20 protein-coding genes and 1 pseudogene are annotated in these 19,452 nt (G+C 43.8%); 11 read left to right on the top strand and 10 right to left on the bottom strand.

Features of this window, described 5'->3' with window-relative positions; genetic code table 11:
* The first annotated feature begins 62 nt into the window (after positions 1–62).
* Together LFX25_RS16835 and LFX25_RS16830 are read left to right on the top strand one after the other, a co-directional pair.
* Positions 63–1,619, top strand: coding sequence for a hypothetical protein (locus LFX25_RS16835; protein ID WP_238731267.1), 1,557 nt, complete (start codon positions 63–65; stop codon positions 1,617–1,619).
* Positions 1,616–2,752: a tetratricopeptide repeat protein gene (locus LFX25_RS16830; RefSeq protein ID WP_238731266.1), complete on the top strand. Its 1,137-nt coding sequence runs from the start codon at positions 1,616–1,618 to the stop codon at positions 2,750–2,752. The genes LFX25_RS16835 and LFX25_RS16830 overlap by 4 nt, the downstream gene beginning before the upstream one ends.
* 25 nt (positions 2,753–2,777) lie before the next feature.
* Here the strand turns inward: LFX25_RS16830 and LFX25_RS16825 are convergent, their stop codons facing one another.
* A complete protein-coding gene (locus LFX25_RS16825; protein ID WP_238731265.1) occupies positions 2,778–3,746 on the bottom strand; it encodes a metalloenzyme in 969 nt (322 codons plus the stop codon).
* Between the two features lie 63 nt (positions 3,747–3,809).
* On the opposite strand from LFX25_RS16825, the gene LFX25_RS16820 reads away from it, so the two are divergent.
* The 5 genes from LFX25_RS16820 to LFX25_RS16800 are packed head-to-tail and all read left to right on the top strand — an operon-like array spanning position 3,810 to position 8,098.
* Complete coding sequence (locus LFX25_RS16820; RefSeq protein WP_238731264.1) at positions 3,810–4,742, top strand: hypothetical protein; 933 nt, start codon at positions 3,810–3,812, stop codon at positions 4,740–4,742.
* Positions 4,739–6,871 carry a hypothetical protein gene (locus LFX25_RS16815; protein WP_238731263.1) on the top strand — a complete coding sequence of 711 codons (2,133 nt, stop codon included), beginning with the start codon at positions 4,739–4,741 and terminating at the stop codon, positions 6,869–6,871. The genes LFX25_RS16820 and LFX25_RS16815 overlap by 4 nt, the downstream gene beginning before the upstream one ends.
* A 14-nt stretch (positions 6,872–6,885) precedes the next feature.
* The gene (locus LFX25_RS16810) at positions 6,886–7,491 is read left to right on the top strand and encodes a hypothetical protein (RefSeq protein ID WP_238731262.1); all 606 of its coding nucleotides are present in this window, start codon (positions 6,886–6,888) and stop codon (positions 7,489–7,491) included.
* Positions 7,491–7,685, top strand: coding sequence for a CopG family transcriptional regulator (locus LFX25_RS16805; RefSeq protein WP_238731261.1), 195 nt, complete (start codon positions 7,491–7,493; stop codon positions 7,683–7,685). Before LFX25_RS16810 ends, LFX25_RS16805 begins: the two co-directional genes overlap by 1 nt.
* A complete protein-coding gene (locus LFX25_RS16800; protein ID WP_238731260.1) occupies positions 7,682–8,098 on the top strand; it encodes a hypothetical protein in 417 nt (138 codons plus the stop codon). The genes LFX25_RS16805 and LFX25_RS16800 overlap by 4 nt, the downstream gene beginning before the upstream one ends.
* Here LFX25_RS16800 and LFX25_RS16795 read toward each other — a convergent pair.
* The 4 genes and pseudogenes from LFX25_RS16795 to serC form a co-directional block, all read right to left on the bottom strand.
* The gene (locus LFX25_RS16795) at positions 8,060–9,949 is read right to left on the bottom strand and encodes a glucanase (protein WP_240009058.1); all 1,890 of its coding nucleotides are present in this window, start codon (positions 9,947–9,949) and stop codon (positions 8,060–8,062) included. The two genes, LFX25_RS16800 and LFX25_RS16795, sit on opposite strands and share 39 nt — an antisense overlap.
* Before the next feature lie 10 nt (positions 9,950–9,959).
* Complete coding sequence (gene rpiB / locus LFX25_RS16790; RefSeq protein WP_118954770.1) at positions 9,960–10,397, bottom strand: ribose 5-phosphate isomerase B; 438 nt, start codon at positions 10,395–10,397, stop codon at positions 9,960–9,962.
* Between the two features lie 148 nt (positions 10,398–10,545).
* Positions 10,546–11,151 carry a hypothetical protein gene (locus tag LFX25_RS16785; RefSeq protein ID WP_238731259.1) on the bottom strand — a complete coding sequence of 202 codons (606 nt, stop codon included), beginning with the start codon at positions 11,149–11,151 and terminating at the stop codon, positions 10,546–10,548.
* A gap of 74 nt (positions 11,152–11,225) precedes the next feature.
* Positions 11,226–12,352: pseudogene (gene serC, locus LFX25_RS16780) on the bottom strand (3-phosphoserine/phosphohydroxythreonine transaminase).
* A 125-nt stretch (positions 12,353–12,477) separates the two neighbouring features.
* On the opposite strand from serC, the gene LFX25_RS16775 reads away from it, so the two are divergent.
* A complete protein-coding gene (locus tag LFX25_RS16775) occupies positions 12,478–14,151 on the top strand; it encodes a P83/100 family protein (RefSeq protein ID WP_238731258.1) in 1,674 nt (557 codons plus the stop codon).
* Between the two features lie 276 nt (positions 14,152–14,427).
* On the opposite strand, the gene LFX25_RS16770 is transcribed toward LFX25_RS16775, so the two are convergent.
* The 4 genes from LFX25_RS16770 to flgB form a co-directional block, all read right to left on the bottom strand.
* A complete protein-coding gene (locus tag LFX25_RS16770) occupies positions 14,428–14,961 on the bottom strand; it encodes a hypothetical protein (protein WP_238731257.1) in 534 nt (177 codons plus the stop codon).
* Between the two features lie 516 nt (positions 14,962–15,477).
* Positions 15,478–15,861 (bottom strand): flagellar hook-basal body complex protein FliE, encoded by a 384-nt coding sequence (gene fliE / locus LFX25_RS16765; protein ID WP_238731256.1) that lies wholly within the window; start codon positions 15,859–15,861, stop codon positions 15,478–15,480.
* 2 nt (positions 15,862–15,863) lie between these two features.
* Positions 15,864–16,325 (bottom strand): flagellar basal body rod protein FlgC, encoded by a 462-nt coding sequence (flgC, locus tag LFX25_RS16760; protein ID WP_003001718.1) that lies wholly within the window; start codon positions 16,323–16,325, stop codon positions 15,864–15,866.
* A 67-nt stretch (positions 16,326–16,392) separates the two neighbouring features.
* Complete coding sequence (flgB, locus tag LFX25_RS16755) at positions 16,393–16,824, bottom strand: flagellar basal body rod protein FlgB (RefSeq protein ID WP_118954774.1); 432 nt, start codon at positions 16,822–16,824, stop codon at positions 16,393–16,395.
* Between the two features lie 123 nt (positions 16,825–16,947).
* On the opposite strand from flgB, the gene LFX25_RS16750 reads away from it, so the two are divergent.
* The 3 genes from LFX25_RS16750 to LFX25_RS16740 all read left to right on the top strand — a co-directional run bounded on the left by LFX25_RS16750 (position 16,948) and on the right by LFX25_RS16740 (position 18,753).
* A complete protein-coding gene (locus LFX25_RS16750) occupies positions 16,948–17,238 on the top strand; it encodes an STAS domain-containing protein (protein WP_118954775.1) in 291 nt (96 codons plus the stop codon).
* Between the two features lie 76 nt (positions 17,239–17,314).
* Positions 17,315–17,662 (top strand): LIC10301 family lipoprotein, encoded by a 348-nt coding sequence (locus LFX25_RS16745; protein WP_238731636.1) that lies wholly within the window; start codon positions 17,315–17,317, stop codon positions 17,660–17,662.
* A gap of 29 nt (positions 17,663–17,691) precedes the next feature.
* Positions 17,692–18,753, top strand: coding sequence for a tetratricopeptide repeat protein (locus tag LFX25_RS16740; RefSeq protein ID WP_238731255.1), 1,062 nt, complete (start codon positions 17,692–17,694; stop codon positions 18,751–18,753).
* 180 nt (positions 18,754–18,933) lie between these two features.
* Here LFX25_RS16740 and LFX25_RS16735 read toward each other — a convergent pair whose 3' ends face one another.
* Positions 18,934–19,356: a YbaN family protein gene (locus LFX25_RS16735; RefSeq protein WP_238731254.1), complete on the bottom strand. Its 423-nt coding sequence runs from the start codon at positions 19,354–19,356 to the stop codon at positions 18,934–18,936.
* Positions 19,357–19,452 lie beyond the last annotated feature (96 nt).

Genomic DNA, 19,452 nt, shown 5'->3' with positions numbered 1-19,452 from the left:
TCCGAATTGGTGTTAAATAACGAGGTTTCGACTGTCGATAGTATAACCAAGACATTCCTTTTATGAAAAGTCGTACCCGGATTCTATTCATTTTATCGTTCATCGCGTTGACGTCCTTTGTAGGGGCTCAAGACAACGTACTGAATCAGAATCAGGTGGAAAATTACAGCGTCGCAAATCTGATCAACGCCGAGATTTTAAAGAAGGATGAGAATTCCATCCGCATTTCCTGGGAAGCTCCCCGCGAAACCGGCGAAATCATCGTGGCCCGTTCTTCGAGCATGATCGATACCGCGGAGAAATGTATGGTCGCCGATTCTCTCGGAAAATATCCGAGCGGGATCGCGGGCGGAGTGACGCAAATTTACGATTACAATCTCAAACCGGGAACGTATTATTATGCGGTGATTCTCGCGCATCACGTTAAAAAGAATACGATCAAACTGATTCCGGGAAGAAACTTTACTACGATTCCCGTCGTCATCGAACACGCGTTGACTCCCGGAACTCCGAGCACGGAAAATAAAACTCCCGAATTACCGGACGACGCGAGAATCACGGATCTTACCGTAAAAAAAGAGGGAAAACATCTCCGTTTGAATTGGTCTCCGTATGAGAAGGCGATTCCAAACGCGACTGTTTATACGGTTTATCGTTCCGCGGAACCGATGTCCTCCTTATCTTTGATGAGAAAAGCGGAGAAGCTGACCGAGTTGAGTCATCCCGAATCCACGTTTCTGGATCAGGACTTGAGCAAGTCAAAGACGATTTACTATGGGGTCAGTGTTCGCTCCGGCGCAAAGGAAATTCTTCCCTTAGTGAACGGACAATCGTTTACGAGATTTTTTTACATCGGCGGTCCGAATAAGGACAACGGAAGCGGAGAGAATATTGCAAATCCTGAATATTCCGAAGATCAAATGCACGTCACCGATCTGACCGCGACTTTAGACGATCTCAACGTGAAACTCGAATGGAAAGCCCCGGAAAAGGCGGATGAAAACACGGTTTATACGATTTATCAGGCGCTGAAACCTTTGAGCGGTGGAACCGCGACCTTTCTCGGCGGTAACGTGCGGAAATTAGGCGAGGTCAATCACCCGGACACGGCCGCACAGATTAAGATGAAATCACTGGATTCCAAGATTTATTTCGGAGTTACCGTTAAACATCAGGACAAGGAAGGATTCAATCTCGTAGAAAACGAATCCTTCGTTGCGGTCAACGGAGACAAGAACGAGGTCGTCGATAATTCTTCCGAAAACAATAAGGATCAAAAAGTTCAGGATGAAAACAAGGATCATCAGCGTGATCAGCGAAACGATGAGGACGACTTTTCCGGTACGGACGACGATCTGGATAAGATCTTAAGAAAGACCTACTGGAAAAAGGAATATTCGGAAGCGATTTACGAATTGAAACCGTATACGGGCAACGGCAATTCCGCCGACGTACGAGGAAAGGCGAAGTTTTTCACTGGACTCTCCCATTACAAACAAGGGAAATATAAAGAAGCTCTGAAGTATTTCATCAATAAAGATAGTAAATTTTACAATGCAGAACGTTCGGAATTCTGGTCGAAACGTTGTCTGTCTCGGATCTCCGGAGGAAATCCATGAACCGCTCCATCATCTTAATTACTGGATTCTTATTCATCTGCGCCGGTCTTTTAACGGGCGTCTATCAAACAACGGTTCAGGACGAGGACTCCAAACGGAAGAACGTTCTAGAAAGAATCAAAGAAGGCGAGGAATATCTCAAACAAACGAACGCGAAGGCGGCCGAAAAAGCGGTGGATATTTTCTCCGAACTTTCCGCGAGAGAAATTCCGGAAGAACATTCCTTTCGCGTGAAATACGATATGGGAAGGGCCTTGGAAAGAAACCAAGACAGCCTTCTCGCACTCGGAATTTATCGCGAACTCAATCAGAAAGAAGGATTGGGAAGAGACGAGCGTTCAAAAGTCGCTTATTCGATGGGAAATCTTTTATTGCAGCTCAACAGAGACGAGGAAGGAAAGGGACATCTCGAAGAGGTGCTCCGAATATCGGCGGACGCTAAACTTCGTTCCAATGCGTTATCCGCCATCGCCGACTATTATATGAAGAAGGGAAATTACGATCTTTCCCGGAAAAATTACGTTCTCGCGTTACAGGAAGATCCTGAAAACGTAAAGGCCCGTGTTCGTTGGGGAAAATCATTGCGTAGAATGGGCAAGGATTGGTCCGCCTACGACGTATATGACGATTATGCGCAGGCCGGATTCTACTTTGATCCTGAAAAAGAAAAGGTCAGTTCCGAGTTTAGAAGCGGTATTTTGGAAAAGGCCAGACAACTTTACGTCCGCAAACAATATTACGGCGCGATCGATGCGTTCAAAAAGGCTCTCGAAATGGGAGTCAGTCCGAAAGCGGAAGAACAAGCTTTGTTTTATATCGCCGAAAGTTACGAGGCCATCGGTAAATCCGATTCTTCTCTTCAATTCTTGAATCGAGTTCTCGGAAACCAGGACGGTTCCTTGGATCAAACCGCGCTCTTCCGTAAAGGGACGATCTATTTTAAAAACGGAAAGTATGAAAAAGCAGCGGCGTTGTTTCAGGAAGCAACGGATAAATATCCGGATTCTCCCGTGGGAAGAAAAGCGAGCGCTTGGAAAAAAGAATCTCTCGATCAAGTCGAGGACAATCTTCACTACAAGGAATCCGATAAGACGAAGAGCAAAGAGGATTTGGAACAGGAACGATTCGACTGATCGAATTAGAATTTTCTAAAATTCCTCAGACTTCCGTCTTGATAAACTCTTCGTCCTTGAGTTCGATTTTGATTCCGAGAATATCGTAGATCGCCATCGGAATATCCACGATCGCTTTGATTTTTTCCTTTAAGGTCGAAGTGTATTTCCCGTAAAGTATGGTGGGGACTTGGTTGACGGTATGAACGTCCACCGTGAGATCCTCTAAGTTTCCGTGATCCGAAGTTACGATCAATTGGTCCGATTTCGGATCCAACGCTTCCGTAACACCTTTTAAAAAAGATTCCAATTCTCCGATGTATTTTTCAGCCGCTTCCCAGTTCATCTTATGTCCGACCTTATCGGTCAGAAAAAATTCATAGATACAAAGGGTATAATCTTCTTCTTTACAATTTTGAACTATGGACTTACCGGTTTCAAAAGGATTTCGAACACGAAAGAGATCGTCGGATTCTTCCAAAAAACCTTGCGAGAATTCCCTTAAGTATTCGTGAGTTATGTCCATGTAAAGGCCTTTGCCGTTCCTAAGGTCTTCCATGGTTTTTAAAGGGCGATCGCTCGCCATTTGAATCAACGTCGAAGCCGAAACGTGGCGAGGATTCTTTTTGATATGCTCCGCAAATGCGGGAGAATAACAGTTGAGAAGATCGGCCTTAAATCCGTGTTCGTCTAAAACGCGTATGATGGAATATTTGCTGATGATCTTCTTAAGAGTGAATGTCGGAAAGCCGCTCAAATGTCTTTGTAGCACTTTGCACGCGTTAATGCCGGTCCAGAGGGAAGTCTGACCGGTGGCGCTTTGAGGAAGGCCTTTGATTCCTAAGGAAGCGTCCGTCTTGAGAAAAACGGTATTCTTAAGAATTTCGGAGGATTCTTCCGGAATCGGTTTATCCGCCAGGGGTAAAAAGTAGGATTTTGCATATCGAGCAAAGGGGTTGGTTGCCGGATCATTGGGTCCGAACCCGATTCCGTCGATGAACATATAAAAGATCATATCAGAAAATTCCGCGCGGTTTTCTTCTTTCAGGTTAGACCAAAAGGGCCGATACTAAGAACAGTGACGTCCAACCTTTACAGAAAAATCGTCTTAGCCCTAACACTGATTCTATTAGGGCTGATTCCCCTTTCCATCCCTTTTTTCATAGAAGAATGGAAAGAGGCCTCCATGGCGTTTCCTCTAAATCCGGCGGGCAATGAGGGTTTTTTAAAACGGGAAAGGTTTCTCAAAGTTTGGACCGAAGCGAAAAAAGCGCCTTTGTTCGAAGCCGGTTCCAAGATAGAATACGGAATCAGAAATTTTCGTCTTCCCGCGCAAGCGAAGGAACTCGCGGAAAGTCTTCAAAAAAATTTAGAACTGAAATCGATCAAAATCTACGATTCTTCCTTTCATATCGTTTACGCGAGCGAAGAAACGAAGGAGATCTTCAACGGAGATCTTAGACTGGGAGATTTGAAAATTCTTCCGTCCGAAATCAATTTCGACAGCTCGGGAGTTCCGATTTACAGAAGCAAGGACGGAGAATGGTTTCTTTGGATGAAAGGTTTTGCGTTGGGCAGACAACTTTCACTTCCGTTTAATATAAGGGATAAACAGGTTTATTGGATTTTCGAATCCGGAAGAATCGGAAACGATTCCTTGATCGGCTCGAACGATCTCCGTTCCTTGAATTATCCGGACAACTTGGAAGAAATATTAGCGGAATTTAATAAACGTCCTTCCGAATGGAAGGATCGCCCTCTTTGGGAAAAGAATAAGATCGCCAACCACGTAGTCTTTCTGTCATACGATAAGGGTTCGCGCATGAAACAGTTGTTTCAGATTCTCGTCTTTCTATGCTTTTTGTTGGGAACTTGCGGACTGGGAATCATCGCTTCCACATTAGTTCATTCCATCGTCGTCGAAAAGGAATTCGATCAGAAAGAAAAGATTCTCAGAGTCAGGGACGTATTTCTAAGAATTTTACTGCTTCTGAAACGGGAGGCCCCATGACCGGACTCAAACTCAGAATCTCGATTTTGATTCTTTCGATTCTCAGCTTTTTTTATTACATGCTCGTTCCTTATTTTCCGGAAGGAGTATATTACAAAGATAGAATCAACTCCGTCTTCCTGAATTTAAACGAAGAATTTCACAGACTTGAATCGGGACTCAGTAACGCGAATTCGCCCGCGGATTTGGAAAGTCTTCAGTTGGAATTTCCGATCGTTTCGGGTTTAAAATTCGTCACCGAATCCGAATTGTCCGCACGCAAGGACGCGGAAGGGAAATTACTTGCGGAAACATTAAAGGAAGGCGCGAGCCGTTTATTCTTTTTGAAACCTTCGCTCGTGTTTTGTCTTCCCGATGTGGAAAACAAACGTTTGATTCTCGCCCAGCTTAGAGAGGATTTACTGCGCGTTTCCTTTTCGGGAACCGAATCGATTCTGATCCCCGATTTAAAATTCGGAGGATATGTCGAACCGGGAAAACAAGTGCAAGGTTTGAGCGGCGATCAGATTTCCTCCTTGTTGATCGGAGGAATCAACCGATCCAAAAGCGCGGTGAATCGGATTCAAATCGGATCGGTTCCGTTTATCGGATATTATTATGCGACACCGGAAAACTCGTACGGATTCCTCAAAGGAATTCTTATCTTAAAACCGGGAAGCGACGGGATTTCGTTCTTATTCCTATCCGGCTTTCTCGCTCTTCTCTTTCTCATCGATTTGATGATTCGAATTTTAAGAATCAAGAAGGATCTATTTTCCGATCACGAGGGGAAGGAGATTCAGGAAATCGTAGGACAGATTTCCAAAGGAGTCAACGGACTTCAGCTCGCCAAACAAAAAGCTTTGGAACTTGCGGAAAAGGACAAGGTGGAAGAAATTCGAACTTTGACTTCGGAGGAAGTCGACTTCGATTTAAAAAGTCAGCCGATCCATCTGAAGGAAGTAAAACGCGAAAACGAACCGTCCATCTTCGTGCTACCGTTCGAGTTAAAGGGAGAAGGATATATTTCTCCCGCCTTTTTACGCGATCCCGATAAATTCAAAGCCAATCCCGTAATTCCGCCGGAAATCGAAAAGAAACGTTCGGAGATTTTCAACTCGGAGTTGCAAAGTCTGATTTCCAAGGTCAACGAACCGATTCAGGAAATACCGAAAACTTCCGTCTCGGCCGAAACCGTTGTTCACGGCGGACAAGCCGCGCACAAATCGGAAGAAGAAGCGCGTGGAACTCATTATCTTGAACTCGGACCTGGCTATATGAAATGGCTTGCCTCGCTTCCGATCCGGGATCGAAGAAAAATTCTCGAAGTATTGGACGAACTCGGCTACGGATTGGAATCCGAATATTCATTTATTCTAAAATACTATATGTCCGTGTTTTCATCCTTGAAACTTTCCGGTTTTGCGATCCATTACTACGACCGCCGCAACGGAAGTTACAGCCCCTTCGTAACCTACGGACTCAAGACCCGCACCTCCGAGAACATGATCTTTCTTTACGACGATCAATATATCGGAAAAGAATCGGGAACGTATTCCATGATCGGAATCACCGAGGAACGAAAGACGGATCGTTTTTTTCGAAAGAAGTTCGATCCGATCGATTTGGAATCCTGCATCACCATTCTTACGATACCGTTGTCCAACTTCGGAATTCCGTTCCGATTCTTTTTGTTTTTTAAAGACCCGCCGACGGAAGAGAACGCGCAGGAAATCGAAAACTTGATCTTTCATTCTTTGGAACCGGTTGTTCCCGCGTTTGAAGAATACGATCGTAAGATATTGGGAGAACTATTCCGCGACAAGAGGGACGTAGTTTCCTCTCGGATTCACCTTATGAGAATCGCCACCGACGGTGAACGAGGAATCACGAAATCGTTCCGAGTGGAATTTCACGGAAAGGATTTTAAGAAACTCGAATCGCTGCGTAGAAAAGTGATGACTCAGATTTCGGAAATCATCGGACCGGAAGACATGTGTTTTGGAACGGGAGTCGGCGCGTTCGGTTTATATACGAGAAAAGATTTGGAAGAGCAGGTTCGTTCTTTGATGGATCAAACGGGAAACGATTACGATTTTGTCGTGGACGTTTATCCCGAGAACGGTAAGAATCTCTTCACTTATCTCTGAGCTTTCGGTTTTTTATGAACCCTTTCACTCGATTTGTGATCGTTTGGAGTTTCCTTTCGATCTTTATTTCTCCTTCGAACGCGACCGAGGAAAACCGTAAAGAATGGAACCGTGCGGTCAAAGAAAGAATTCTTAAGATGAACGCGGCTCAGGAAGAGACCGAGTCGATTCCGTATCTTGAAAAGTTCGTAGAAAAAAATCCCGCCGATCTCACCGTAAAACTTTGGTATGCGAGAGCATTATTCTATCGCAAAGATCTGGAAATCCCTGGACACTCCGAAGATATTTTTTCCAGAATGGAAAAGCTCAAGAAGATCAAGGAAAACTATCTTCTTGCCGCAAAGACGTTCGAGGAAGTTCTGGAATATCTCGCTCAGGCGACTCCTAGAGATCCAGATCTCGGCAAGTGGCATTTTCTTTGGGCCATGTGCGAATGGTATGCCGGAAGAGAAGATAGAGCGATTCAGATTTTTAAAAAGGCGTTCAAATACGATTTCAGACTCAACGAAGCGAACTACAATATCGCGAGCATCTACCAAGCCTTAGGTCAGATGAAAGACGCGGATATTTATTTTCGATTGTATCTTAAAAACGATAAGGAAATGAGAGAAGAGAACTGATGGCGAGAGTCGATAAACGGTTTCAGCTTTTAATGACGGAAGAAGAACTCGAACTTCTGAAAAACGAAGCCGAAAAAAGAAATCTATCCGCCGGAGAAATGCTTCGTTTGTCCTTACGAAACGAAGTCTATCGATCCGATTCTTACGAAAGACTCGAAGCTTTGAACGTCCTTTCCCGCTTAAAAGAAGAATGAAATATTATCTCTCCAAGTCCTTGTTGGAAACCCTGATCGGCGGTCCTTCCGATTTAAAAACGATCGTCGTCGAATCGATCGAAAAACTGATCAAGCAGCAGCATCTTTTTTATACGGGAACGGTTTCGATTCTTCCTTTGCTGGAACAGGAGAACGATCCGATCAAACGGGAGATTCTCTGGAGCCAAACCAAACGTCTTTGTTTGGGCGTTTTGGATTTTAGACAGGAGAATCTTTCCCTCGCTCAAAAACTTTCCAAGGAGTTCGGAAACGCCGCATGGATTTGGAACGAGATCGCGATCGCGGTGGAAAAGGATTTGGACGGTTTTATCACCGTGGATAAAAAACTTCCCGATCAGAAGTTGATTCAGATTTTACTCGCTCAGGAAATAGACTTCGACCGGATCGCTTAAAGGAGAAACCTGATCCTTTCCGGTTTGAAAGTGGTAGAACTTGTTGTAAGCGCTGATTCTGAAAAAATACGTCGTTCCTTTTTTTAAAAAAAGCTGGTTCTTTTCCAAAAGAATTTCCGAGTTTAAGGACACCGTTCGGTTGTCCACGCAAGCCGACAGTTTATTATAATATTCTTGTATATTTGCCGAAGTTTTTCCGGGAGGAAGTCCGGTGATCGGGTCCAAATAATCGCTCGCAGGATGTTTCGGGCGCGTCTTCCTATTCGGAGTTTCCGCCGATTCGGAAAAGGTTCCGCGTATGATTCCCACCATTCGATCCGGATGAATTCCGTAATGGATAAAATATCCCCCGCCGTTGATCACGTCCCTTTCAGGATTGGATTTCCAAGTCAGACAGACGCTCGGACCTCCGTCATCCACGGAATTTTCCGCGACTTTCAAGCCGATCGGCCGTACGGGAGGATTGGTTTCGCGGAAGGTCAAGGCCAGGTTTTTGAGTTCCGGCGTTTGCGCTCCGCTCGGATCGGCCTTGAATTTGACTCTCCATTGGTAATATCGAAACGGAAGAAGGTCTTCTTTGTTTTCGGAAATTCCCAAAAATTTACGGATCGGGTTCTTAAAGGAAATCTTATAGAGATCGGGTTCGATAGAATCTATTTTATAAGTTTCTAATTTTCTTAAGTCGAGTGCGATCCATGCGAGCGATTCGGAAGTTGGAGTGAACGGAGTCGGAGACACACGAAAATAAAGTTCCATCGCGGTGGAGGAGGGAACCACAGCCTTGAACTGAACTTCTTCCAAGAAGGAGCTGGAAAATTTGCTTTTGTAAACGGGAGAAATGCCGGTTCCGAATTTGGATTCGGTCGTATGCGTTTCGGGATCGAAATCCTGACCCGGAAAGGAGGAATCTTCCGAACTCGGATTGGGTTTTCCTTTGAACACGGAGAAATTCTCCATCCATCCGTAATACGAACCGGCGATCCGAAAGGAGGTCGTATCGTCCGGATGAAATCCGATCCGAGTCAAATTCTTGTTTGCGGGAATGTTTCCCCGCGCCGTTTCTTTTCCGTTGAGATACAATACGATTTCTCGATCGGACGGATTGAAATAAAGAAGAACACGATTCCATTGATTCTTTTTTAAAGTCGCGTTCGATGTAAGCTGCAGGGATAGAAAACGTTTTTCTTCCGTTTCAAAAAAGGAATAGAATCCCGCTTTGAGACGATCGTCCGAAATTTTTAAATCCCAGCCGTAAGTGCTTCCGGAAGTTTCATAGAGTCTCGAAAGGAGGGTCGCATCTTTCTCAACGGTTCCCGGAAGAAAATTAAAGCCGATATAAAAATCCTCCGTGAGATCCTTGGATGTCAGAAGACCCGAGTTGGAATGCGCGATTTTGATTCCGGTCCGTTTTCCGGAAAACCGGGCGCTTCGTTTTGAATGAAACACGTTTTCGGAATCCGGCAAATACGAAGACGTTAGAACTTTATAATTTCCTGATAGATCTTTGAGACTGGACGGATCTCCCGATTCGAAACTCAGATACAAATCGGACCCGGCGCTTCGATTTCGCGTTTGGAGTTTAAGACTTCTTTGATCGTCTTTTCCGGAAAGTTCCAATCCGTTCTTTTGCAATTCCGCCAAAGAAAGAATCCTGGTTTCCGCAAAGACGGATACCGTGAAACACAAAACGAAAAATACGAAGAGGGATAAACGTAAAGCAGAGGAACGTAGAACGAATATTGGCGGAACGAGAATTGTTAAACGAATTGAACGAAAGAACGGAAGGAGAACGCGGGATGAAAAAGCCGGAGGGAACGCGCTTCCGATTTTAGAATTTGAAATCGATCCCATCCGGTTGGTGTTAAGAATTTAAGGTTTCGAGTTGGTTGACTCTTCTTTCGTGGCGTCCGCCTTCGAATTGAGTGTTTACCCAAGTGCGAACGATGTTGAGCGCCAGTTCTTTACCGATGATTCTTCCGCCCAAAACGAGGACATTTGCGTTGTTGTGGCGTTTGGACATTTCGGCGGTGAACTGATCGTGGCAGAGCGCGGCTCTGATTCCGGGCAAACGGTTTGCGGCGATGGACGCTCCGATTCCGGTTCCGCAGAGGGCGATCAATCCTTCCACGTCTTTGGAAAGAACTTTTTTACAAGCGTCCGAAATGACGATCGGATAATCTACGGACGTTTCGTCTTTGGTTCCGTAATCTACGATTTCTAATTCTCCCGCGAGCGAATTGCGGAGAAATTCCTTGAGCTCAAAGCCTCCGTGGTCCGAGGCGATTCCGATTTTTTTCATGATCTATATTTTGGTTATGTCCCGACTTTCTTCAGGTTTCAAGCAAATAATTCTCCCGACATTTAAAACATTCCGAAACAAGGAGAGAAAACGAATTTCGTGAAAGTCGTCGTATAACGTTGTTCCTAAAACGGACAGGAAAGAGCTTTTAAAGTACAGAATCGCGATACGTTTTCGGCATCGCGTCCCAGAATTCGATCTGAAGCAGAAATAGCGAGAGATAGATCATCGAAAAGTTTTCTTCCGAGATTTTTTCTCCTTTCAGCGCAAAGCCGGTTGCGTCGTTCAAACGGATTAAAAGTTCTTTCTTTTGTTTGAGATGTGTCGTGAGAAGTTCCCATTCGATCGAGTTCAAGGACCTCGTTTTATCGTCCGAAAGAACGTAATTCTCATAATAAGAATTCAATTCCCCGTAAAGGGTAAGATGATTGCTCCAATCCAAAAGAAGTTTGGAAAGATCCTCTTCGGTCAATTTCTTTCCTTGGATACAAGAGACGGATTGGAATCTGGATTTTCCTTCCTTGTATGCGATCGTCTCCGCGATCCTTTTCTTTTCATCCAAAGGAATTGCGGACTTGAACAGATTGGAAAGTTCGGAAGACGAAGCCTCGTTCGTAAAACATTCCTGAACTCCGACCTGCGTGTGAAAATTCAATCCGGATGCGGAAAGGTTTCCGGCGGAAATGGAGACGCAAATTCCGATCCAGGTCAAAATAAGAACCTGACCTAAAACCCGGCCGGAACCTTGCGGCATATTTTTTTTGCGAAAGCGAAAACGAATTTTTCGACACGCCGTAAAAAGAATCTTTTGAAACGAAAAAGGTTTCATCAAGCCTTGGATTCGAATTCCTTCATAAAGGAGACGAGTTTTTCCACTCCCGCAAGAGGCATCGAGTTGTAAATGGAAGCGCGGAAACCGCCGACCAGCCTATGTCCTCCGAGTCCGTGCAGACCGTTCTTTTCCGCCTCGTCCAAAAACTTCGCGTCGAGATTCTTATCCTTAAGAAGGAACACGGCGTTCATCTTGGAGCGGGACCGCTTTTGAACCGGACAAGTATAAAGAGAAGAGGAATCGATAAAGTCGTAGATCGATTTCGCCTTTTGCTCGTTGACTTTTTCGATCGCTTCCACTCCGCCCCGGTTCAATAGCCATTCGAACACGAGTTTGGCGATATAAATGGAATACGTGGAAGGAGTATTGTAAAGGGACTGATTCTTTACCATCGTCGCGTAATCCAAAAGGATCGGGATCTTTCTTCCCGAAATTCCGAGAAGATCGTTTCGAATGATGATTAAACTCAGACCCGAAGGTCCGATGTTTTTCTGAGCGCCCGCAAAGATCACTCCGAAATCCTTAACGTCGATTTTGCGGGACAAAAGTTCGCTGGTCATGTCCGCGACAAGAGGAATGCTTTTGATCTTAGGGATTTCCGGATATTGAGACCCATAGATCGTATTGTTGGAAGTGATATGAAGATACTTCCCTTTTCCGGAAAGACTCGCGTCGGTTAAAACGGGAGTGTCCGTGAAATGATTTTCGGCGGCATCATAGATAACGTTGACACCGTTGAACTTGAGACCTTCTTCCCAAGCTTTTTTCGTCCAGATTCCCGTGTGAGCGATGTCGAAACTTTCCCCTTCCTTGAGAAGATTGAGAGGAAGTGCGGAGAAGTGCAGCGTCGCTCCTCCCGAAAAGAATGCGATCGAGTAGTCGCTGCCGATGTCCAGCAATTTGCGTAGTAAGACTTCCGCCTCTTTGAGAACGTCTTCGAAAAGAGGTTCCCGGTGGCTGACTTCCATGATCGACATTCCGGAACCCTTATAGTTCAAGAACTCCGCCGCTGCTTTTTCCATCACTTCGTTGGGGAGCATCGCGGGGCCGGCGCCGAAATTGTAGATTCTTTCCTGGAACTGATACATACGGCTAGGGTTGCAGAGGGGAGGCTGGGGATCAACTTTCTTACAATAAAGAAGACTCCCGATCGGGAAAAATCCTTGTCTCAATAGAATGCTTGAGGATAGGATATTTCCTGGTCAAAAGGCCGCTTTCTCTTCGGGAGATCAAAAGGAGTAATTTAGAATGTTCAGGATTTTGATAGCGATTATATGCTTCGGTTTTTCCTTCTCTTTATTTTCTCAGGATAATTCCAAACTCGGAGAGAAAGAAGTCCGCTCCTCTCAAAGAGTTCAGTTTATCAACAGATCTTCCGCCCGCGCCGGTGAAGAAGTTCGAGGTACGAACGAGAAAGTCGGATCGGGACTTGCGGAAATTCTGAAGAAGGAACCGGACAAATCCCACACACAAGGCGGAATCAGTGCGAGCAGAATCGCTCCCGAAGAAAAGAAATTCGGAGCGGACATTCTTTACATTTCCGAAGACGCGGATTACGGACATATTAACTCGATTCAACGGATTCTTACCGGATTCGTAAAATCCACATTCGGATACGACGATAAGAATTCCGAAATTCTCGCCACATACATTCTGTTCTACAACGCGATTCATAGAAAGGATAAGGCCTACATCGGAAAGAAATATTCCAATTCCGTAATGAAGTCCTTGAACGCGAACAACATCGGGATTTCGAAACGTTATACGGAATGGCCCGGAAAAACGCAGATCGTAATTCCTCTCGTTGAGGATATTCTCGGAAAAGACGTTCACACGGACGAATTGGAAGACGAGGTGAACAAGGAGTTCGACAAGAAGAAGGAAGGACAATCCGAAAAGGATAAATTTTCCGATCTCCAAAACGAGAAGAATAAAAAGGATCTAGAGGAACTCAAACGCAGAAAAGAAGAGAATCAAAACAAACAAAAGGAAATTTCCGATAAGGAAACGAGGACCGATAAGGAACTTCAGGATCTCAATAAAGACCCCGTAAAAAATAAAACTCAAATCGCAGAAAAGAAAAAAGAAAAAGAACAGATTCAAAAAGAGAAAGAAGCCGTTAAAAAAGAAGAACAGAAATTAAAAGAGAAGGAAAAGGAAGTCGTTAAGAAGGACGAGGATCGAAAGTCCAACAGCAGTTCTTCGAGTTCATCCAGCTCTTCCAGTTCTTCTAAATCCGATTCCAAGAGCGATTCGGGAAACAAATCCGGAAGCGACGGTAAGTCTTCTTCGGACGATAAAAAGACCGAAGCCGAGTTGAAAAAGGAACTAGCCGAAACCAAGAAAGAATTAGAAACCAAAAAGGAAGAGGAAAAGAAGAAGGAAGAATTCGATAAGAACGTCGTGGGCGGTAAGATTCTTTTCTTAAAAACCTTAAAGTATTTGGACAAAGGACATTATAACAACGAACTTCAAGTTCTCGATCCTACCAAAGACGATACGATTTTCCGCGGCGATTTTAATAAGATCTGCGGTAGAACGTTTGAGATCGTGGACGGAAAGGCTCTTGTAATCGGCTTTGAAGACGGCCACTCTTCCAGTCACAAGTTGATCCTGATCGATCAGGAAACTTTGAAACCGACTCTTTCCGCGGAAGATAATATTTTCTGGAGATCTCCTATGATCGTAAAGGGAGACGAGATTTACGCGTTCGAGGAAGTTCAGGAGAAGTATTATCTTTCCCGTTTCGGCAAAGACTTGAAGAAACAAGCGAAGTCTTCCGAAGAGATCAGCCCGAATTCGAACGTCACTTTCTACGGAGAAAAGATTTATGTGACCGGTAAGGAAGAATCCTCCGGAAGCATTCAGATCACGGTTTTCAACAAATCGGATTTGAAGCTGATTAAGAAGATTAAGCCTTAGAACGCGATCCGTAGAGAGCGTTCTGCTGAGTTTAACGCGATCCGTTAGAGAGCTTTCTGCGTTCTACTGAGTTCATCGCGTGTTATTGATTCTTTAAATTAACCGGGACTTGATAACCCGGTTTTCACAAAACCGTCGAACCCTTTCATTTAGGTGACGGTTTTTTTGTTTTAGAAGGGGTTGGGAAACATCGGATTGATAACTCAGTCCTTTGGTATTACAGATATTCTAAAACGAATTTTGTTCCTGAACATCTGCGATTTTAGATTCGAGAAATTATTTTTTCTTTTTTGCCGGCGTGATTGTAGAAATTTCTTCCAAAAATTTTCGAATATTTGCGCGCGCGGCGTTTTCGTTTGCGAGACGTAATCTAACAACCCCGATGAATGCGTCGCTCATTGTCGCTTCGCCTGCCACATCGATCAATGTTTCTTTTACGATTTCGTCTTTTTTACGAAGTGTATATTTTACTTTCGTGTTTACTTTAAAAGTTGTGCCGAAGGAAGGTTGATCCACATCAACGATTTCGATTTTTAAATTCCAATTATCACCTAATGTCTCTTCAATTTTTTCAAATAAATTAGCATCAATAATTGAATCTTTTACAGCCAGCGTGAAGTTTTCATCGGAGATTTTAGACTTCCAAAAAGGAAGTGTCATGCTTCCACCATTTGACTGCTCAATGAAGATTTTTTCTCCAACTTTATTAGGAGATTTAAAATCTACTACTTTCATTCCTTCTCTTGTTGCAGGAAACGCACAGTTTCCTATAACAGCAACGAACATTAAACATATTATTCTTTTATTCATTTTTAATCCTTTCGTGACTAACGTTTCATCTCGACCAAGTCAATTAACCTTTTTTAAGAAAAATTGTCATTTTTGAGATAAATATATTAACATATAATCACAGAATACCAGATGTATGGTGGTGTTATTTTTGACAATGGAAAAAATTCAAAAATAAGTTAAAACTTGTCCTAAAACCTGAAAAATTGTAGGAACTCCTGCGTTTTATCTTTTGGTATTAGGAGACGCTCTAAATCAAGCAGTGAAATTTAAATGCTACGTACTCTAAAATACATCGTTAGAGTTTTATGTTCAAGAATCGGGGTTCGTATTTCATTTGAGGGTAGACTTATCTATCGCGATTTTTTTAGAAAGATGTTATGTGCATCTTTCTAAATTGGAGTAATAATAATTCATCGGACGAAATACTGCTTCTTCTTTTTGAGTGTTCACGGTATCGAAAACCGAAATCCCGTGGTGTCAAAAAGATCAAAGTCGGAACTCAAATCGCATTTATGCAAATCGCGAAGTCAATCCTTATCTCAGAGAAGTCAATTCTCTGTAAGCGCGAACGACTCCGTCTGCGATCGTCTTTGTGAACGTCAGAGCGACTCTCGCTTTTTCGGAAGCGATCATCACTTCGTGCGCGTCGACCGAATTCGGATCAAAGACCATCTTCTGAGTCATTTCGTCCGCTTCCACTTGAAGGTCGTTCACCGAAGTCAGAGCATTCTTCATCGCTTCCGAAAAACTTTCGGCGACGTAGTCCGGGGAAACGGGTTGTTTTACGTCTTTGTAATGTCTGTCTTCCGTAGTGGAGACTTTTACGTTGTCCCCTTTCGGACTGAGAGGGTGCGGTTTGTTTCCCGTATAGCCGGAATTGTACGTATACCAAAGAGAAGAATTGGAATTGATTTCCATGATTAAGCCCTACCTATTTCCAACGCTTTGTTGAACATCGCTTTGGAACCGTTGATCATCTGTACGTTAGCCTCGTAGGATCGTGAAGCCGAAATCATATCCGTCATCTCGGTTACGATATTTACGTTCGGCATCTCGACGTATCCTTTCTTGGGACCGATCTGAATCGAATCGGGATGAGTCGGGTCATAGACCAGTCGAAGAGGAGTCATATCCTTTTCGATTTTCATCACCTTCACGCCTTTTCCTTCTCCGGGAGAAACTCCGAACGGATACACCGGGCTATTCCATCTGGTTCTCAGATTGATCGGAGTCATCACGACTCGATCCCTTCGGAAAGGACCGTCCCCGTTCGTATTTCGAGTCGTTGTCGAGTTTGCGATGTTGTTCGAGATCACATCCATTCTCAGACGTTGTGCTGATAAGCCGGTTGCGGAGATGTTGATCGATGAAAAAAGTCCCATGGCTAACTTCCTAAAGCGTAAAATTATGTCTCATTATAATGAATTCAAGTAAATAAATTCCGAATTTTTAAGCCATTCTCATGACTTGTTTCAAGTCACGGTAGTTCTGGTTGATTCTTTCGGACATCATCATGTATTGCATTTGGGAATTGGAGGCTTCGACCACTTCCTTTTCCACGTCCACGTTGTTCCCGTCGGCTCTCATAGTCGTTAAGTAATCGATATTCGCTTTCGGCTGAACTTCGCGGTAATCCAGGGGTTTGAAAAATTGAATGTGACGGTCGTCCGAAATTTGAGTCGGGACTTCTTTCATCGCTTCGATTTTTTCGGAGTTGATCGCCCGTTTGATCATCGATTCGAAAATCACTTCGGAACGTTTAAAATGCGGAACGTCCGCGTTTGCGATATTGTCGGAGATCACTTTTCTTTTAAAAACGGAATTATTCATTCCTCTTTCCAGGAGGTCCTGGGTTTTCATAAAATGGGTTTTCTCAAACATTATTTTTCTCCCCTCCAAAAAATCGGTTGAATTTGCGATTTCCAGGAGAGATTTTTTTAGGGTAGAGGTTTTTTTTATCCGAAACTTACAAGAGTATACGGAATACCTTCTAAGCGAATGAGCATGTCAGAAAACCCCGAAACAATCGAGATCACCCCGGACCTTACGATCCTCTTTAACGATTATTATGCGTTTCGCACGATGTTGATGGATGCGATCGCCAAAAAACCGAAAAATATCGTTTTGAACCTCGGGGATATTCCCGTTATGAATTCGATCTCGATCAGTTCTCTCGTTTGGTTTTTAAAGAATGCCCGTTCCGAGGGGATTTCCTGTACGATCAGCGCGATCCATCCCGATCTTCTCAATACGTTCGAAGTGCTGAACTTAAAAGAATACTTGGACGCTCAATAGATTCTTCCGTTTTTCGGCGTTGCTGTTCCGGCGATTTTCATTGGACACCGGAAGCCGAATCTCTATGTTTGAATCTATGAAAAAAATCGTTCTTATTTCTACTTTGATTCTTCTTCTTTTCTCGGCTTGTAAAAAAAAGGAAGAGCTGATTTTGGGAGATTGGGTCAAAGTCAAAAATTGTCCGGCAAAAGGAGAATGTCCGAATCCCGATAAGGACAAAGGAAGTCATCTTTTGATTCTTCCCGAAGGTCTTGCGAAATACGATACGTTCCATCTTACTTATAAGATGAAGGACGACGACATTCATTTCAATCTTGCGGATCTCGCGTTCGATTTGGAATACAGAATTCTGAAAGTGGACGAAAGGGAATTACAGCTCCTCAACAAGAAAGAAGATCGCATTGAATATTTTGAAAAGAAGTAATTCGGTCTTTTTAAGATAAAGAATTCCCTATGAGCCGTTTGCTTTCTTTATTATCGATTTTGATTCTTCTCTTTGCGGGAGGAATTTTCGCGGACGATGAGGATGAGAATCTTCCGGGGAATTCTTCTCCCGCTCCGAATTTTGATTCCGGAAATCCAGCGGACGCCGCCCGGAAAAGAGTTCAGATCACGGCTTTAAATACGGAAACGGTGAATTTGATCCGAGCCAATAACTTGGCGAGAGCGATCGTCAATATCGACAAGATCAAAAAGTTGGATGAGAATACGGTAGAATATCATTATCTGAAAGGTTCTTATCTTTACGCGCAAGGCAGATATCCGCAAGCCAAGACTTCCCTTTTAAAGGCGATTCAGATTCATCCGGGTCATGACCCTTCCTATTATCAGTTGGGAATGATTTTCGTTCAAAGAAACAAATGGGCAAGATCGTTGGAATACTTTCAAAAAGCCGTCGAACTTTCCAATTACAATCCGTTCTATAGAATCAATCTCGCGCTCGCTTATTTTGAAACGGGGAATTATCTGCGCGCTAAAGCGGAAGCCGAACGCGCAATCGAATTAAAACCGAACTTCCGCGCCGCGAAACTATTGTTGTTAAAATCCAATTTTCTTCTGGGTAACAAAGCGGACGCTTACGCGCAGTGTGTTGATTTCGTGAAAGAAGGTTTTATATCGCGCGAATATATGTTGATCCATGCAAGACTTGTAATGGACATTCATCAGAATTATCGGAAGGCGATTAAGATCTACAATCAATACGGGGAACTCCCGTTTCAGGAAAAAAGATTCTTAGCCCATGCGTATTACAACACCGCGAATTATCGAGCGGCGGCCGCTACGTATCAACAAGTGATTCAGTTTAGAATCGCGGACGAGGAGGATAAGATCGAATACATCCGTTCTCTTTCGTTTATCAAGGATTACAGAAGGTTGGAATCTTTCGTAACCGCTTGGCTTCAGGATGAACCGGACAAGCGCAGAAAGGTGCAAGAAGCTTTGGATATCGCAGAACTTCTGAAGGAAAACGAACCGAAAACCTTCCACATGTTTCCTTCCCGATCGCCGTATTAGGTTTTTGTTGTAGTAGTTCCTACAGATTTTGTCGTAAAACAACATTGGCCCCACCCTGAAATCGGGCGGTGGTGGTGAGGAGGCGGGAAAGAATCAGGAAATTTTTCTCTATCACGGAATCGTATTTTCTGCAACGAAAAATGACTCCGACTATTCTGTGGGAACTCCCACAATTCTCCCTTAAACTAGCTTTTTCGGTTTCGTAGGAATCCGAATCAAATAAATCACGACCAGAACACCGATCAGCGAAACGAGGATCTTAACGGCTAAGATCGGAATAAAAAAGAACACGGTCGTCCCGATTGTGATAAAGATCATCGAAATCGCGATGATCTTTGCGCGGAACGGAATCATCTTGTGGATTCTCCAGTCGCGAATATAGGAACCGAAATAGCGGTTGTTCATCAGCCAATTGTAAAATCGATGCGATGCCCTCGCGTAACAAGCAGCGGATAAAAGCAGAAAAGGCGTGGTTGGAAGAATAGGCGTAAAGATTCCTATGATTCCCAAGGCCAAGGAAACGGAACCGGCGACAAAAAGAAGGAAACGAATGATCTTGGATCGATGCAGACGAACCTCGTCGCTATAATCTTTTTTCTCCATATAACATAGAATTGAAATCGCCCGAGGACAATTCAATTCTTTTCGTCGTTTTTTCTTATCTAAGAATTCGAAGTCGACAATTCGTTAAGGATGCGC

It is taken from the genome of Leptospira sanjuanensis, assembly GCF_022267325.1.
Taxonomy (GTDB): Bacteria; Spirochaetota; Leptospiria; order Leptospirales; family Leptospiraceae; genus Leptospira; species Leptospira sanjuanensis.
The sequence above is the reverse complement of the archived record's forward strand: the minus strand, read 5'-3'. Positions and strand labels throughout refer to the sequence as shown.

Bases quoted from the DNA above. Each gene is read 5' to 3' on its own strand.
- LFX25_RS16835 (WP_238731267.1), top strand. From the start codon at position 63: ATGAAAAGTCGTACCCGGATTCTATTCATTTTATCGTTCATCGCGTTG.
- LFX25_RS16830 (WP_238731266.1), top strand. From the start codon at position 1,616: ATGAACCGCTCCATCATCTTAATTACTGGATTCTTATTCATCTGCGCC.
- LFX25_RS16825 (WP_238731265.1), bottom strand. From the start codon at position 3,746: ATGATCTTTTATATGTTCATCGACGGAATCGGGTTCGGACCCAATGAT.
- LFX25_RS16815 (WP_238731263.1), top strand. From the start codon at position 4,739: ATGACCGGACTCAAACTCAGAATCTCGATTTTGATTCTTTCGATTCTC.
- LFX25_RS16810 (WP_238731262.1), top strand. From the start codon at position 6,886: ATGAACCCTTTCACTCGATTTGTGATCGTTTGGAGTTTCCTTTCGATC.
- LFX25_RS16805 (WP_238731261.1), top strand. From the start codon at position 7,491: ATGGCGAGAGTCGATAAACGGTTTCAGCTTTTAATGACGGAAGAAGAA.
- LFX25_RS16800 (WP_238731260.1), top strand. From the start codon at position 7,682: ATGAAATATTATCTCTCCAAGTCCTTGTTGGAAACCCTGATCGGCGGT.
- LFX25_RS16795 (WP_240009058.1), bottom strand. From the start codon at position 9,949: ATGGGATCGATTTCAAATTCTAAAATCGGAAGCGCGTTCCCTCCGGCT.
- rpiB (WP_118954770.1), bottom strand. From the start codon at position 10,397: ATGAAAAAAATCGGAATCGCCTCGGACCACGGAGGCTTTGAGCTCAAG.
- LFX25_RS16785 (WP_238731259.1), bottom strand. From the start codon at position 11,151: ATGCCGCAAGGTTCCGGCCGGGTTTTAGGTCAGGTTCTTATTTTGACC.
- LFX25_RS16775 (WP_238731258.1), top strand. From the start codon at position 12,478: ATGTTCAGGATTTTGATAGCGATTATATGCTTCGGTTTTTCCTTCTCT.
- LFX25_RS16770 (WP_238731257.1), bottom strand. From the start codon at position 14,961: ATGAATAAAAGAATAATATGTTTAATGTTCGTTGCTGTTATAGGAAAC.
- fliE (WP_238731256.1), bottom strand. From the start codon at position 15,861: ATGGAAATCAATTCCAATTCTTCTCTTTGGTATACGTACAATTCCGGC.
- flgC (WP_003001718.1), bottom strand. From the start codon at position 16,325: ATGGGACTTTTTTCATCGATCAACATCTCCGCAACCGGCTTATCAGCA.
- flgB (WP_118954774.1), bottom strand. From the start codon at position 16,824: ATGTTTGAGAAAACCCATTTTATGAAAACCCAGGACCTCCTGGAAAGA.
- LFX25_RS16750 (WP_118954775.1), top strand. From the start codon at position 16,948: ATGTCAGAAAACCCCGAAACAATCGAGATCACCCCGGACCTTACGATC.
- LFX25_RS16745 (WP_238731636.1), top strand. From the start codon at position 17,315: ATGAAAAAAATCGTTCTTATTTCTACTTTGATTCTTCTTCTTTTCTCG.
- LFX25_RS16740 (WP_238731255.1), top strand. From the start codon at position 17,692: ATGAGCCGTTTGCTTTCTTTATTATCGATTTTGATTCTTCTCTTTGCG.
- LFX25_RS16735 (WP_238731254.1), bottom strand. From the start codon at position 19,356: ATGGAGAAAAAAGATTATAGCGACGAGGTTCGTCTGCATCGATCCAAG.